Raw genomic sequence first — 14,656 nt, forward strand, 5'->3', positions numbered from 1 at the left:
ACAGGTGCCACCTGCAACCAAACATCTTGCGACACCAGCAATCCCACGACTTTTGGAGGCATCATGACCGACTTCTACACAGCGCCGATCCTCGAAAAGGCCCGCCGCCCAGGTGGTCTGGTACGGATGCGCCCGGCGTTCGTCCCCCCGTTGCCGGACGCCTCGGCGGCCTGGCAGATCCTGTACGTGTCCACCAACTCCCGCGGTGAGCTGATCCCTGCTTCGGGGATCGTGATCCTGCCCGACACCACGAGCGACGCGCGCCTCGCGGTGGAGGCGTTGCTGGTGTACTACCCGCCGTTTCGCGGGCTGGGTGGGCCGTGCGCGCCGTCGCGGTCGCTGGTCGTCGGGGCCAACCCCGACGACCCCGATGTCGTTGTGCTCGCCGAGGCGCTGGCGCGCGGGTGGGTGGTGGCGGTGCCCGACGGCGAGGGCCTCGGCGTGACCGGGCTGGGACCGCACACCTTCCTCGCCGCTCGTGCCGGCGGGCAGCACGTCCTCGACCTCGCCCGCGCCGCCCAGCTCGTCCCCGACCTCGACACCGACGACCGCGAGCCGCCATGGATGCCGGTAGTGGCGTGGGGGTACGCCGACGGCGGCCGGGCGGTCGCCGCAGCAGGCGAGCTGGCTCCGCGGTACGCGCCGGAGCTTGATCTGCGCGGGGTCTGCGCGGGCGCGGTCGTTTCGGACCTCGCTGCGGTGGCGTCCACGGTGAGTACGGGGGCGTATGCGGTGCTCGGCGTGGCCGGGGTGATCGGTTTGGCGCAGGCGTATCCGGATCTGCGGCTGCGGGATGTGCTGAACGAGGAGGGGCAAGCGTTGGCCGAGCAGGCCGACACCCTTACCGGTGAGCAGTTGATGGACTGGTATCGCGAGCCGCTGGCGCACTGGTGTCACCGCCCGGATCCCTGGAACGAGCCACGCTGGCGAGACGTGCTGGCCATGGAGACCCTCGCCCACATCGCGCCGACGGTACCGATGCACCTCTATCACGGCAGCAACGACCAGGTCGTTCCGGTGGAGGCCGGGCGGCGCACGATGATCGCCTACCGCCAGCGCGGCGCCCAGGTGAGCTGGCGCGAGTACCCGACCGATCACACCGGCACGGCGGTCGACGCGATCGGGGAAAGCTTCGCCCGCCTCGGCGAGGACCTCGCCGAACCAGCCACCCTCGGCCCCGCCGATCCTGGCCGCGCCGCACCTGCCTGACCGTATCGCCGCGTGACCTGCCGCGTCCCGTCCCACCCTCTGCGGACGGGTGCGGGCAGGTCCGGCGACGCTCGATCCCTGCTGCCGATTCGGAGGTGAAACAGGTTGGCCCGCAACGACAACGGTCCCGGCCGAGAGTGGGGCCCGCCGCTCATCCCCCCGGAGTCCGGACTCGGCGACGACCACGAACTCGACCTCGACGCCGCCCCGACACCCACCGGCGATCCAGTGCCGCCAGCAGCTGCCGAGACGGACTGGTATCGGCTGACCGAACCGGACCGCCAGCAAGAACCTTTGCCCCGTGCGCGGCGAGGAGGAGGGCGCGGTCTGCCGGTGCGTGGCTGGGCGGCCCTTGCCGCCTTGGTCGCGGTGACCATCGGGGTGCTCGCCGTCACGCGCCCCACCCACCAGCCCGGCCCGGCCACCGCGACAGGCGCGTCGCTGGCGGTCCCGGCGGCCACCACGACCACGGCGGCGGGCGGTGCGTGCGCGGGCTTGTCCGGGCCGGTGGTCACCGATCGCAGCGGCGACACGACCACGGTCGCGGGCGTGATCGCCGCCTTCGAAGCCGCCTACTACATCGGGCGGTCCGCCGAGGAGGCGCTGCGGGTCGTGGCTCCCGAGGCCGGGATCACCGTGCAAGCCTTGGCCGACGGGATCGCCTCGGTCCCGGCGGGCACCACGCACTGTGTCGCGATCACCCCGATCGGCGCGAACACCGCGAACGTCCATATCGTCGAAATGCACCCGGACGGGCAACGCATGGATTACCTCCAGGTGGTCAACACCCGCCCGACTCCGGGCGGGGGCCTGCTGATCATCAACTTCCAGGCGCAATCATGACGCCGGCGCTCTTCGCCACCATGCCGTCTGCCGCCCTCCCATCGGGCCCGGCCTGTCCCGTGCCGGTGTGATGTCCTCGGCCGCAGCGTATTCCGCCCGCACCGGTGGCCGTGGACTGCTGATCGCGGTGGCCGGTGCCGCGCCCGGATCGGGAGTCACCACCACCGCAGTCGCGCTCGCGCGGGCCTGGCCCGGACCCGAACCCGCCGTCGTTGTCGAGGCGAACCCAGCGGGCGGGCACCTCGCCGAGGCGACGGGAGCCAACCCGCACCGGGGCCTGGCGAGCATGGCCCGCGCCGCCGCTGCGGGCGATCGCGCCGCGTCGGCGCTGACCGAACACCTGCAACACCTGCCCGGCGGCGTCGCCTACCTCGCCTCGACACCCGGGCACGACCCGGGCCCCCGCGCGGCCTGGACCACCGCGATGCTCACCGGCACCTCCCGCGACCAGCCCACCGCCGACGTCCCGAGCTGGAAAGGCAGCGGTGTCACGGTGATCGCCGACTGCGGGGCTCCTGACCCCGGGTCGGTGACTGCCTCGATTCTCGCCCGCGCGGACGCGCGTCTGCTCGTCGTCCACCCCGGCCTGCACGACCCGCACGAGGCCCGGCGTCGGCTCCTCGCCCTCACCAGCCCCGGCCCCTTGCGCGGAATCCTGCTCATCGACTCCCGCCCCGGCAGCGACTACGAGACCGCCCTGGCACTGCCCGTGATGGCCCGCCTGCCGTACCACCCGGCATCGGCCACGGCGATCGTTCACCGCACGCTCCGGATCCGCCGCAACCGGCTCCTGCCCGCCGCCCGCACCGTCGCCGCCGCCGTCGAATCCCACCTCCGCCCACCCTCCCCCGAACCCCCAGCAGCCACCACAGGCCGCCAGCACGCCCGTCCGGGCGCGCGGCGTCGTGCCCGTCTGCCCGGCTACCACGCCGCCCGGCCCAGGGTCTACCGCATCGACCTCCCCGCCAGCCTCACCCCACGCCCCAACCCGGACCCACAGGCCCCGCCCCGCCCGACGCCCTCCCGGACACCACCGCACAGTTCCCTCCACGGCACCGGCCACGCGAGCAACGGCACCCGCGCCGCACCCGAGGCCGCTCCCGGAAAGCCTGCACCGCCGCGGCCGAGGACACCGCACGCCGCGGCCCGCACAGCCGAAGGAGACCGCGCACTCGCCGGCCCGCCACCCACCGCAGGCACGGAGGCGACCGCGACCGCGCCGGGCACGCCCAGAGCCGAGCCCGAGGCCCCGGTCCCCGGCGCCGCCACAGGCACGCCCGAGCCGCAGGCGACTGCGCCGAGGCCACCCGCGCCGGTGCTGTCGGTCGAGGTGTTCGGACCCCTGAAAGTCCTATGGCACCCCCGCGACCTGTCCGGCCCGGTGGAGATCACCCGGTCCTTGCGGCCCCGGGAGCGGGAACTGCTGACCCTGCTCGCGGTGCACCCGGCCGGGGCCACCCGCGACGCGGTGATCGACGCACTGTGGCCCGAGCACACCTCACGCCGCCCCGCCAACACCCTCAACACCGTCGTGTCCCGGCTGCGCAAAGCCATCAGCACCGCCGTTGCCGACACCGACACCGAATTCATCGCCAGCGACACCTCCCGCTACCGGCTCGCCCCCGGCACCTGGGACGTGGACTACATCGCGTTCGACACCGCCGTGAAGGCGCTGCGCGCCGCCACCGGGCGAACCGAGCAGGAGCGGGCCTGCCGCGCGATCCTGGGCGCGGCCGACGGCATCCTGGGCGAGGAACTCACCGCGGACTGGATCGCCCCGATCCGCGAACACGCCCGCCGCGATCGCCTCAAAGCGCTCGGGAAACTCTGCTCGATGCTGATCGGCACCGACCCCGATCAAACCCTCGCACTGCTCGAAACAGCCATGATCATCGACCCGACCAACGAGCCGATCTACCAAGACATTCTCCGCCTGCACGCCCGCCTCGGCGAACGCACCGTCATCAAACCGACCGTCGAGTTACTCAAACGCTGCCTCGAATCCATCGGAGATATCCCGACACAACACACACTCGACATCGCCAAGGCCCTCCGCGACCATGAACCCCGACACCGCGATACCTACCTGGACTCAGGCTGACAAAAAGACTTGGTTCAGAATATGTGCGGCGGCGCACGACCCGAGAATTCGAATGAATAAAGCCGCCTCCGGACCTTTCGACGATATTCCGGACTCGGCCGCGGAAAGGTGGATTCGATGTCGAACGCGTGCTCACAGACCGCGCGGTGGTCCTCGCTCCGACGAGGCGAGACCGTCCTCGTCCAGGTGATGCCGATACGGGGGCCGATACGGGGGCCGTTAGGTGGGCCGATACGGGGGCCGCTTGAGAACGGCCCACCCCCTCTGGACTGTCTCGGCAGGTCAGCGGCCTGTGGCAGCCTCTGTCCTCGCCCAGGCTGTATGGAAACCAACACAAATACTCACGTCGGGGGCGGGGTGCGGCCCGGCCCCACCGGACTCCCACGCCCCGGCAGCTCGACTGGCGGTGGTCCCGGGTTCCTCGGTCGGTCGCTCTCCGCGCGAGCACACTGTCGTGCTGTGTCGCCGCCCTGTGTCGAAATGCAATTCATTTCCCCGGAAATGGGACGTTTCGCCGCGCTTGCCGTGTCCGAAAAATTGCCGTAATTTTGGCATTTCTGCCGTATTTCCCGGGTCTTTTCGCTGATCTGGGTTGAATTCGCGTGACGTGGCGAGCTAGCTTCGACCGGTACCGAACGGGGAAATGATGAATTCGAAAACCCCGGGGTGCCGCAACGAATTCGGCATTCCGCCGATCGTGCGACGCAACCAATTTCCGACAGGAGTTACCGAAATGACCGCATACACCTACGGGACGGCCACCGCCCCCGCCCGCCTCGGCAACGGCGAATTGCGCGCCATGGTCGCGCACGTGCTGGCCGAACACCCCGGCACCGAATTCGGCCCCCGCCAGATCGCGACCGTTCTCGGCCGGTCGGCCGGTGCGATCGGCAACGCCCTGGAACGGCTGACCACCACCGGCCACGCCGAACAAACCCAGCACAGCCCGCGCCGCTACCGCGCCACCCCCGCCACCAAGGCCGCCGCCACGCCCCCGACCTACCCGGCACCCGCGCGCCCCCGCACCCCGCAGCCGCGCCCCCGCACCCTGACCGTCACCGCCCCGGCCGCGCCCGCCCCCGGCCCGGCCGAGGCCACCGCCGCCCTGTGCCGCGCCGCCGCCGCATTCGGCCGCGCCGCCGTCGCGCTGCTGATCGCCGTCGCCGCTGTCGCTACCGCGATCGGCCGCCGCGCCCTCGCCATCCTCACGCCCGGCACGGCCCGGCGTCCCCGCCACACCACCGCGCCGCGCCCCCAGCGCGCCCGCGCCGTCGTCGCGGCCACGCCCGCCCGGCCCGTGACCACCAGCCACCGCCCACCCGTCACACCCGCACCCAGCACCCCGCCCCCGGCCGCCCCCGCGAATGCGGCCGATCCCGCACCGGCCGCCGCGACACCCGAACCCGCCACGCCCGAACCCGCCGCCGCAGCGGCCGACACCACGCCCGCCACCGACACCCCCGCCCCGCCCGCCGCCGACCCCGCCCCGGCCACGCCGAGCACCGCGCGCAAGGCCACGAAACCCGCCACCAAGCGCGCCCCGGCCGCGCCCGCTGCCACCGACCCGACCAAGGCCCCGGCCAAGGTCGCCGCACCCAAGCGCCGCGCCCGCAAGGCCACCGCGCCCGCCGACGCCACCACGCCCGCCACTGACGCCGCCCCGGCCAAGTCCGGCACCGTCCGCAAGACAACGAAAGCCGCTGCGGGCAAGCGTAACCCGGCCGCCACAGGCAAGGGCAAGGCCACCACCGGACAGGGCTCGGCGACCGCCGCACCAGTCTCCGCACCGGCCGAGGACGCGCCCGCACAGACCACGCGCCGCGCGGCCCGCACAACCGCCACGGACACCGCCCCGGCCAAGTCCGGCACCGCCCGCAAGTCCTCCAAATCCACTGCGGCCAAGCGCAACCGGGCCACTACGGGCAAGGGCAAGGCCACCGCCACCGCCACGCCGGACACCCCAGCCAAGGCGAGCACCGCCCGCAAGGCCACGAAATCTGCTGCGGCCCAACGGACCTCGGATGCTGACCACACGACCGAGACCAGCCCGGCCTCGGCCACCACGCCCGCGCGTGCCCGCCGCGCCCGGACCGCCCCGGCCGCCACCGACGCCCGCGCCGCCTGACGCCGCTCGCCGCGTCAAAGCGGCCCGCCGCCACCGGGTGCCGCCGCCAGGGCACCCGCTGGGCGTGACGAAATACCCGCTACCACAAGGGAATTGGAGAAACTGACATGACATCTCGGATGTACCCCGAACCGACCGGCGGCGGCGCACGCTACATGCGCCCGCGCGATGTGATCGCGGCCCGCAAACGCCGCGAACGCCGCGACACCTTGGCCACCGACCGGACCTACGCCTGCGCCGTCGATGACCTGGAAACCGCGCTGGCCTATGACGACCTGTTGGTGCGGTACTACGGGATGGACCCCGGCGACCGCCGCACCTGCGCGCGGTGCCGGTGGTGGGCCGACCACGCCCACCACCCCGGCCCGGACCAGTGGGCGACAGTCGGCGGGCAGGACGGGCATATGTGCGCCCGTGACATCCGCACCGCGCTGATTGCGTTCGACCGCGCCGCCAACGCCACCGAGTGGACCCCGTGCCCCGGGGGCGCACTGACCGAAGTCGACTACGCGGGAATGACTTTCACGCTCTACCTGGCCGACCACACCGAGGGCCCGTCGTGCGGGGCGGTGTTCATCGTGGACCGCACCCGGTACGGGCAGCGCGAATACGTGCCCGCGCTGTGGGTCTGGCTCGACGCACGCGCCCTCGCGATCCGCGACGCCTACCACCGCAGCCTGCCCACACCCTGCGAGCCCGCCCGCGAACCGGACTCCCGGTAAGCCACACCCACCGGCTCTCACATGTCGAAACAGGAAGCGAGGCAACAACTATGAACAGCAACGCACACCGCAACGACCCCGGCCACGACCGGCGCGACCCCGGACCCCGCGCGCCTCGAGCCGCTCGAGTGGGACCGATTGCGCGACGCCCGCGACGCCGCCACCGAGGCCGGTGACCTGGCAGGCGCGCTGGCAGCCGACGACGTGCTCGAGGACCGGGACGGGCAGGCCCGGCACGATCCGGGCCGCCGCACGTGCCGGGCCTGCCGCACGTGGGCCGACCACGTCCGCGACCCGCTCACCGGCGAAACCATGCGCATCGGCGGCCAGTGGCTCCCCGCCTACACCCGCGCCGACATCGCCACCACAGCGGACATCGCCGCGCAAGCCTTCGCGCTGGCCTCGGTGGCACCGCGCGACCAGTGGCAGGAACTGCCCGACGGCTCGCACCGGGTCACCGTGGCACTGCGACCGATGCACCTCGACATCCGCGTACCCGCCGATACCCGGCCGTACCTCGAGGACTACCTGCCCAGCACGGACGGGGGCGGGCCGGTGTGGCTGCCATTGATGTACGCGAACGCCCGCGCGGCCACCGCGATCGCCGACGCGCGCCGGAACTTCGCCCCGCCCGCACGGACGTAACCCCCACACGGCCACCAGGCCCCGGCACTGACCGCCGCGCCTGGCACCGACGACGCGACGCACCCCGTGCCGAAGATCGGCACGGGGTGCGTTGGTGTGCGCCGCCGGTGTCGTCGCCGCCCGTGGTACCCGATGCCCGGCAGGGGGGCTGTTTCCACACCGTGGGGGTGGTGCGGGGAATCTCCCGCCGCGTTGTTACGGGCAATCCTGCCCGCCCGTCAGCCCAGGGCGTACGGGACGCGGCGGGGCCCGGCAACGCCTCTGGACACCTACGGCGAGGTGGGCGATGGGTACGCGCGGCCGGTGCTGGCCTCAGCGGCGTGCGTGCGGATTGTCTCAGAATCCGCGAAAGACGCCGTCGGCGTCCAGGGACGTCGTGAAGTCGGTCCAGTCCATGTTCGCCAGGTTGATGTTGTTCTCCACGCTCCACAACGCGGCGGGCACTACCCGAAACGGCTCGCTGTCCGGGCGTGGCAACATCCGGACGGCCACGATTGGATGCTCGGCGTGGGTGAGGGTGATCTCGTCGGCGAGAAAGGAAACGATCGACCCGCCCGACTGCTGTGCGATCAGCGCGTCGGTGCTCAGAGCCTCGAATATCGGGTCGTTCACCAGAGTGATAGAAGCGAGAAAGCCCTCCGCGCTGGGGATTTCGACCTTCCGGGTCAGCGACTCCCACGCGGCGTCGTCACCGAACCAGGTGCGGACAAGGACCGATGCGCTCGGCAACACGTTCACCCCGTGACCCTATCGGCCCCGACATGCGACCTCGGCCTGCCCGGGATCAACCGGGCAGGCCGAGGCCATGTGGCGCCTGTTCAGTGGCTGGCGTCGATGCGGCTGCCCAGCCACTTGATGAGAGCCTGCAGCGCGGGAGAGTATCCGGTCTGATGCACACCGGAGGCGAGGAACTGTGCGGCTTGGGTTCCTTGCCGGGCGAGGTCGGCTGCCCCGGCTCCGGTGCCGCCGGTCGCGGTGGGGACGAGTGCTGTCAGTGGGGCGGCGGTGGTGCCGGTGAGCGCGTTCGCCGCGATCGCGGCGAGGTCGGCGGCGACGGGGATCAGGCCGGTGAGTGCGGCCCCGGCGCCGAGGACGTCTCCGAGGCTGAGTTTCTGTACCGCGGCCCAGGCGGTCTCTTGGGCGGCCTCGAGGTCGGCGGCGACGCGGGTGATGTCGACCCCGGCGAGGACCTGCACGATCTGTGCTGCCGCGCCGGTGACGCCGCTAGTGTCGGCCGGGGCGAGCACGGTCAAGATCCGCGCGACCAGGTGGAGGTCGACCTGGGCGGCCATGGTGACCAGCGGCCGGAACTGATTGTTGAGGTCACCGGCGAGCTGGTGTGTACCTTCGATGTCGAGGGCGGCCAGGCGCCCTGGCAGTGCGGCGAGGTCGGCTCCGATCGCGGGCAGGTTCGCCGCGAACGAGGTCATCCCGGCCAGCACGTTGAGTACCTGCCGGGTCAGGGTGGAGGCGTCCAATCCGCCCAGGCCGCTCAGGCCGTTGCCGCCGACAGCGAACGGAGCCGGTGTGACGGACGTGGTGCCCGTGCCGGGTGTGGGTGCGGGTTCGGGGGTGCTGGTGAAGGCACGGCCGAGGGTGGTGAGGACCGGGTCGGTGTGCGGGGAGGCCGAGCAGTAGAGGTCGCCGCGGGCGCATACGGTGCGAGTCCGGTCGTTCAGCGCGCCGAAGTCCTGTGTGCGAGGTCCGGCGACGCCTTCGCCGCCGGCCGACTCGCCGAGGTGGGGTGTGGTCGAGGCGCGGCGCGGGTCGGCGACGAGTCCGACCGCGAGGACCCGCGAGGCGGGTATTGGGCCTTGCCCGTGCCCGATACGGGTAGCGAGGTCTCCGGCGACCTGTGCCCCTTGCGAGTAGCCGACCAGGAGCACCTGGGTGGTCGGGCACAACTGCGTCAAGAGCGCGGCGAGGGCGTGCTCGCCGTCGGATTCCGAGGCGGCGTAGGTCGGGGAGATTGACGCGGAATAGGACACCGTCGCGACGGCGAGATCGCGACCGTAGCGGGCCTGCAGGGCGTCGGCGACCGGGGCGAGCATGGTCGCGGGCGCGGGTCGGGCCGCATCGGTGCCGGTGCCGAGGCGGGGGTCAATGCTGGGGTCGGGGTGGGTTTCCCATGTCCCGGGTACCAGGACGGTGGTGAATTTCGGGCAGCCCGGTGCGGGCGCGGCGGGGGCCGTGGCGGGTAGCGCGTACGCGCTGGCGGTCAGCACGGCGGCGGTGCACAGGGCGGCACCGGCCAGCCGCCGCAGCACGGGGTGGGGGTGGGCATCGCGTCGCGCGGTGCGGAACGGTGAACCGATCATGAGGGGCCTCCCGAACGGGTTGAGGGACGGACGCGGAAGCGCCGGGCGCGTTTCCGCTGTCTGAGGACTCGGGTTCGGGGGCCGGAAATGGACACGGCGCGCCGCGCGCTTTTTCCTTCCCGTGCGGGCATGCGGGCATGCGGGCGTGCGGGCGTGCGGGCGTTCCGGCGTCGCACAGGGCCCGGGTCGCTGATCATGGACGGGGCACGCGGGCAGGGCACCGCGCTCGGGGTTCCGGGCGGGGTGCTGGGTGGGGATATGGGCCGGACCCCGGCAACGGGGTGGAATCTGTTGCCGGGGCCTAGCGGGTGGTGCGGTGTGCGTGTGCCGGTTGTTATTGGTCGAGCACGGCGATCGCGGCGGCGGAGGGGTTGTCGAACACGCGGCCGTCAGGCAACATGAGCCCGCCGGTGGCGGTGACGACGGCGCGGATGTCGGTGTCGGCCATGGTGAGCGTGTCCCCGGGGTGGAGCTGGCCCGCGTCGATAAGATCGCGCACGGTCAACCGGTGTGTGGTGCGGGGGAACGGGAACGGGTCGTCGAAGTCGTAGTCGAACTGCCACGTCTCGGCACACGCGCCGCAGATGGTGTCGCCGCTGTGGTGAGCGCATTCGGCTTGCGGCACAACGGTGAACACGTATTCGCGGATGCGGGTAACCCGCTCCCCGGTGTCGAGCACGGTGTAGGACTCGTCCAGCCGGGCGGTCAGCTTCTCGTACATGAGGTTCCTCCTCGGTAGTAGTCTCGGGACTGGCCGCCCCCCGGCGGGTACCCTCCGCCGGGGTGCGGCCGTTTTCTATGCGGTGGCGGCGTGGGTCCATGCCCGGGGCAGCGAGCCCCCGAGGCTGAGGTGGTTGTCCAGCGCCGCCATCAATTCGCTGGCGTCGCGGTGCAGCGCGGCGAGCCGGTCGTGGTGACCGGCATCGTGGTTGCCGTCGTGGGCGTCGATTTCGGCGTCGATCTCGTTCTGGCGGGCACGGAACCGGGCCAGCAGGTCGTCGGGATCGTCGGCGGTGACTGGTCCGGAGATCGCGGTCGGGGTCGTGCCCAGGCCGATGTGGCGTGCCCGGCGGTACGCCTCGATGATCGCGGCGGTGGTGCGTCGTGTGGCGTGGATCGCCGGGAACGTCCGCCCCTGCCCCGTGCCCCGGTGGACACAATCGGCGATGAACGCGCGTGGGCGCATCGCTGATTCGCCGGTGTACACGATCACCACGTACCGGTAGGGGCCCAGGTCGACCGCAATGTCTGCCCCCGAATCCCTTTCGGCCCAATGGTGCGGCAGGGCGGTGGCGGCCAGCGCGAACACCTGGACCGCTGTGGCGACGTCCTCGTCGTCGGCCCGGGGGTCGCCGTGCACGAGCATCCGGTCACCCGTTGCCGGTTCGTGGACGTGATCGGCCCAACTACCGCACCGTGCGCAGGTGTGACGCGGCGAATACACCAGCCGCGCAAGGTGTTCCAGCTCGTTGTCCAGTTCCAGCGCACGCGGCAGGTTGCGGGCGTCGGCGGCCTGGTCGCGGGCGGCGCGCAACTGCGCGATCAGCTCGGCCGAGATTATCGTGCTCATGACATGGTCCTCGATCCTGTTGTGTCAGAAAGAATTTCGGGATGATTGGCCGATCAGGGGGCCGTGGCGCGCGACGTCGCGGCCCCCGGCGATCGGTGACGGGCACACGCCCGCCGCTAGCGGCGGTGCTAAACCCCGGCCGCGAGCGCCCACTTCTTCGGGGCGTCGCTGGTGCGGGTGGCGATGCCGTCGCTGGTGAGCTTCTCGAGGGCGTTGTTGATCGCGCCGGACGACAACTGCCGGGGCGCGTGGACCTTCTCGAGCGCGTGCTTGAGCGCGGTCGGGCTGAACGACTCGCCCGGGTGCGCCCGCAGATGGTCCTCGACCATGCCCCGCAACGCCCCCGAGGGCAGCTTCTCCAGCGTGCCCGCCCCGTTGGCAGCGCGGGCGGTGTCGTCGGAGCCCTTGGCCGGGGCGGCGGCGGGTGGTGTGGCCGGTGCCGTGGTGCCCGTCTTCTTCTTGCGGGCCGACCGGCGGCCGGTCGCGGTGTCGGTCAGGGACCACCGGTAGGTGGCGCGGGGTGCGTCGGGGTCGGTGGCGCGCACGGCGGTGCCGTCGTCGGCCATCCGCCCCAGAATGGCGCGGGCGGTGGACACGCTCATTCCCGCGTCGTAGGCCAGCGCGCTGACGGTGGCCCCGGGATTGGCGGCCAGCGCCGCGCGCAACGCGGTTTCGTTGGCGTCGCTTTTCGGTCGAACGTTTTTGGACATGACATCTCCATCGTCGGAATAGGGCATTTCGATATGTGCGGTTGTCATGTCCCGGCCGGGACGGCCCTCGCAATTCGGGACGAATTGCGGGGCCCACATACATGGACGCTCGATACCCGTGCGAATGTCAAGCCCTGATATTCGAACGGATCGCCCGTAACGGGGTTCCGCGTCGACAGCGCGGCCGATTGACGACGCGATTCCCGCCGTCCTCGTGCCACAAATGCAGGTGGTCGGCTGTGGCGGCGTCTGCGCGGCAGTTGTGATCAGTCCACGAGATGGCTGGCTCGCTCGCCGGGAGGTGGATATGTGAGGTCGAGAGGTTCGTGGCGGAGAACGTCATGTCCCTCGGGAATTATTTCCCATTGACGGAGGAATGGCCGAGGTCGGCCGCGTGGCGGCGTAGAAATCATCTCGCCGTGAGTTGTCTATTCGGACGGGAATTCCGAAATCGGGTGCGTGGATCATTTTCCCGTCTCCGAGGTAGAGACCGACGTGATGCACGTCCTCGGCGGTGCCGAAGAACAGGAGATCGCCGGGCTCGATGTCGTTCGCGGAGATGCGGGGGCTGGCGTGGACCTGGTCGTAGGTGGTGCGGGGCAGGTCGATGCCGACCGTGGCGTAGGCGGCTTTGGTGAGGCCGGAGCAGTCCCAGCCGCCGGAAGCCTCGGGCCCGTTGCCGCCCCACACGTACGGTTGCCCGAGCTGCGCGCAGGCGAACGAGATCACCTGAACAACAGCGGGATTGACGGCCTGGATGGTGCGGCAGTCGCCGCTGCCCCGTGCGGGGGTGGCGCGGTAGCGGGCGGCTTGGTCGAGGACTTGCTGGACGTACCAGTCGGCGTGGTTGTAGGTGTAGAGGGCGCGGTAGAGGTCGCCGGGTGCGCCGGAGTCGCACAGGTAGTAGGCGGCGGCGTGGATAGCGTCGCTGGGGTTGTAGCGCGAGGGCGGGCTCGCCCCTGCCGCGGGGAGCTGGTGGCGTGCGGTGACCGAGTCGAAGGTGGCCTGGAGGAATTGCATGGGTCCTGCGGCGCCCGAAGTGTTCTCGCCGTCGGTGACTCCGGGGAGGCGGCTACGGCCGTGGTCGGTCTCGACTTTGCCGATGCCGGCCAGGATGGTCCAGTCCAGTCCGGGGCAGTCCGAGGCTGCTTGGCGGTAGAGGACGAGGATGTCGGCGGGTATGTCGGTGACCGCTTCTGGGCTCGGTGTGGACTGCCCGGCGGCGGGGTCCGGTGCGGTGATGCTCGTGTGGGTGCGGGCGTCCTCGATCGCGGCGACGGTGACGGTGAACGCGCCGATCGTCACGGCGGTCAGCAGCGCGAGTCCTCCGGCACCGGCGGCGAGGCGGAACATCACAGCCTCCCGGGCCGGGGTGGGCGCGGTGGTGGCGGCGGAATGATGACGCGTCGGTCGACGGCGGTGCCGCCCTCGGCGTTGCTGGCCGGGGCAGGGGTGAGGGGCAGGTGCGGCCAGGCAGCGGTGAGGCGTGTGAGCGTGGTCCGGTGGCCAGGCCGCGCGGGTGGGGGGTGCAGCGGCAGCCACACCGGCCCGGCCGGGCCCGCTGCGGGGTTGTGGTCGGCGGCGGTGGCGATCGGCACGGTGTCGGGGTGGTCGAGTCCGGAGGCGGTGGCGGCGAGTGCGGTGCGGGCGGCGGCTTCCCGTGTACTGGTGGGGAGCCAGATAAGCAGCGGGGTGGTGATCCCGGTGGCGGCGGCCAGGTTCGCGTATCCGTCGAGTTTGCGGCTCAGTTGGGTGAGAGATTCTGTGCCGCGGTCGTATTCGAGGAAGAACTCCACCCCGCCCGCGACGGGGGTGGTGGCCTCGAGGCGGCCGTAGCCGTCGGGACGGGCCAGGTCTCCCCACAGCCGGGCGCAGCGAGTGTGTGACCACCAGGCGGTCAGGGTGGCGGGTCCGGGGTGGATGGCGAGGGTGGTGAACCAGTCGGCGACGCCGATGTCGTGGTCGAGGTGCAGGCTGTGGGCGACGGCAAGGGCGCGGTCGTGGCGCCAGCGCAACTCCCGCACATCGAGGCCGTGCTCGGCGGCCAGCACCGCGGCTCCGGCGGGGGCAAGGATCCAGTGCCAGGGTGCGGTGCCGACCGGGCGGCGAGGCCGGAAGCGGTCGAGCACCCCGGCCTCGTGCAGCCGCAACAGTCGACGGGTGGCTCGCCGGGTCGCGGTGAACGCCAGAGCGGCGATGTGGGCGGTGGTGAGCACGCGATGCTCGTAGAGCATCCACAGCAGCCACCGATCCCTCACGGTGAGGATGCCCGACAGCCGCGCCTGCCCGGCCAGCACCGGCCCGGCCGAGCGAGTGCCGTCGTGCACGGGGGCGTGGGGAAGGGGCGGCGCAGATCGTGGGACGGGGGTCATCGGAGGGCACCTCCAATCGGCGGCGAGGCAAGCGCGCCGGA

13 protein-coding genes are annotated in these 14,656 nt (G+C 71.8%); 6 read left to right on the plus strand and 7 right to left on the minus strand.

What is annotated here, in order from left to right; all coding sequences use genetic code 11:
• Positions 1 to 63 precede the first annotated feature (63 nt).
• The 6 genes from ACFMRZ_RS32260 (at position 64) to ACFMRZ_RS32285 (ending at position 7,645) form a co-directional block, all read left to right on the plus strand.
• Positions 64 to 1,209 (plus strand): lipase family protein, encoded by a 1,146-nt coding sequence (locus ACFMRZ_RS32260; RefSeq protein ID WP_400182003.1) that lies wholly within the window; start codon positions 64 to 66, stop codon positions 1,207 to 1,209.
• Between the two features lie 105 nt (positions 1,210 to 1,314).
• Positions 1,315 to 2,052 carry a hypothetical protein gene (locus ACFMRZ_RS32265; RefSeq protein WP_400182005.1) on the plus strand — a complete coding sequence of 246 codons (738 nt, stop codon included), beginning with the start codon at positions 1,315 to 1,317 and terminating at the stop codon, positions 2,050 to 2,052.
• A gap of 70 nt (positions 2,053 to 2,122) precedes the next feature.
• The gene (locus tag ACFMRZ_RS32270; RefSeq protein ID WP_400182006.1) at positions 2,123 to 4,153 is read left to right on the plus strand and encodes a winged helix-turn-helix domain-containing protein; all 2,031 of its coding nucleotides are present in this window, start codon (positions 2,123 to 2,125) and stop codon (positions 4,151 to 4,153) included.
• A 733-nt stretch (positions 4,154 to 4,886) separates the two neighbouring features.
• Positions 4,887 to 6,278, plus strand: a complete 1,392-nt coding sequence (locus ACFMRZ_RS32275) for a hypothetical protein (protein WP_400182008.1) — start codon at positions 4,887 to 4,889, stop codon at positions 6,276 to 6,278.
• Between the two features lie 107 nt (positions 6,279 to 6,385).
• Positions 6,386 to 7,000 carry a hypothetical protein gene (locus ACFMRZ_RS32280; protein WP_400182009.1) on the plus strand — a complete coding sequence of 205 codons (615 nt, stop codon included), beginning with the start codon at positions 6,386 to 6,388 and terminating at the stop codon, positions 6,998 to 7,000.
• 138 nt (positions 7,001 to 7,138) lie between these two features.
• Positions 7,139 to 7,645, plus strand: coding sequence for a hypothetical protein (locus ACFMRZ_RS32285; RefSeq protein ID WP_400182010.1), 507 nt, complete (start codon positions 7,139 to 7,141; stop codon positions 7,643 to 7,645).
• Between the two features lie 336 nt (positions 7,646 to 7,981).
• Here the strand turns inward: ACFMRZ_RS32285 and ACFMRZ_RS32290 are convergent, their stop codons facing one another.
• From ACFMRZ_RS32290 to ACFMRZ_RS32320, 7 genes are all read right to left on the minus strand, one after another.
• Positions 7,982 to 8,383, minus strand: coding sequence for a DUF6924 domain-containing protein (locus tag ACFMRZ_RS32290; protein ID WP_400182011.1), 402 nt, complete (start codon positions 8,381 to 8,383; stop codon positions 7,982 to 7,984).
• Between the two features lie 80 nt (positions 8,384 to 8,463).
• Positions 8,464 to 9,963, minus strand: a complete 1,500-nt coding sequence (locus tag ACFMRZ_RS32295) for a cutinase family protein (protein ID WP_400182012.1) — start codon at positions 9,961 to 9,963, stop codon at positions 8,464 to 8,466.
• A 334-nt stretch (positions 9,964 to 10,297) separates the two neighbouring features.
• Positions 10,298 to 10,684: a hypothetical protein gene (locus tag ACFMRZ_RS32300; protein ID WP_400182013.1), complete on the minus strand. Its 387-nt coding sequence runs from the start codon at positions 10,682 to 10,684 to the stop codon at positions 10,298 to 10,300.
• A 75-nt stretch (positions 10,685 to 10,759) separates the two neighbouring features.
• On the minus strand, positions 10,760 to 11,533 hold the full coding sequence (locus ACFMRZ_RS32305; protein WP_400182014.1) for a hypothetical protein: 774 nt from the start codon (positions 11,531 to 11,533) through the stop codon (positions 10,760 to 10,762).
• 128 nt (positions 11,534 to 11,661) lie between these two features.
• The gene (locus ACFMRZ_RS32310; RefSeq protein WP_400182015.1) at positions 11,662 to 12,243 is read right to left on the minus strand and encodes a hypothetical protein; all 582 of its coding nucleotides are present in this window, start codon (positions 12,241 to 12,243) and stop codon (positions 11,662 to 11,664) included.
• Positions 12,244 to 12,582: 339 nt separating this feature from the next.
• The gene (locus ACFMRZ_RS32315; RefSeq protein ID WP_400182016.1) at positions 12,583 to 13,596 is read right to left on the minus strand and encodes an NlpC/P60 family protein; all 1,014 of its coding nucleotides are present in this window, start codon (positions 13,594 to 13,596) and stop codon (positions 12,583 to 12,585) included.
• Positions 13,596 to 14,615: a replication-relaxation family protein gene (locus ACFMRZ_RS32320; protein WP_400182017.1), complete on the minus strand. Its 1,020-nt coding sequence runs from the start codon at positions 14,613 to 14,615 to the stop codon at positions 13,596 to 13,598. Before ACFMRZ_RS32320 ends, ACFMRZ_RS32315 begins: the two co-directional genes overlap by 1 nt.
• Between the last annotated feature and the right edge of the window lie 41 nt (positions 14,616 to 14,656).

Origin of the sequence: Nocardia sp. N2S4-5 (assembly GCF_044628355.1) — a bacterium.
GTDB classification, from domain to species: domain Bacteria; phylum Actinomycetota; class Actinomycetes; order Mycobacteriales; family Mycobacteriaceae; genus Nocardia; species Nocardia wallacei_B.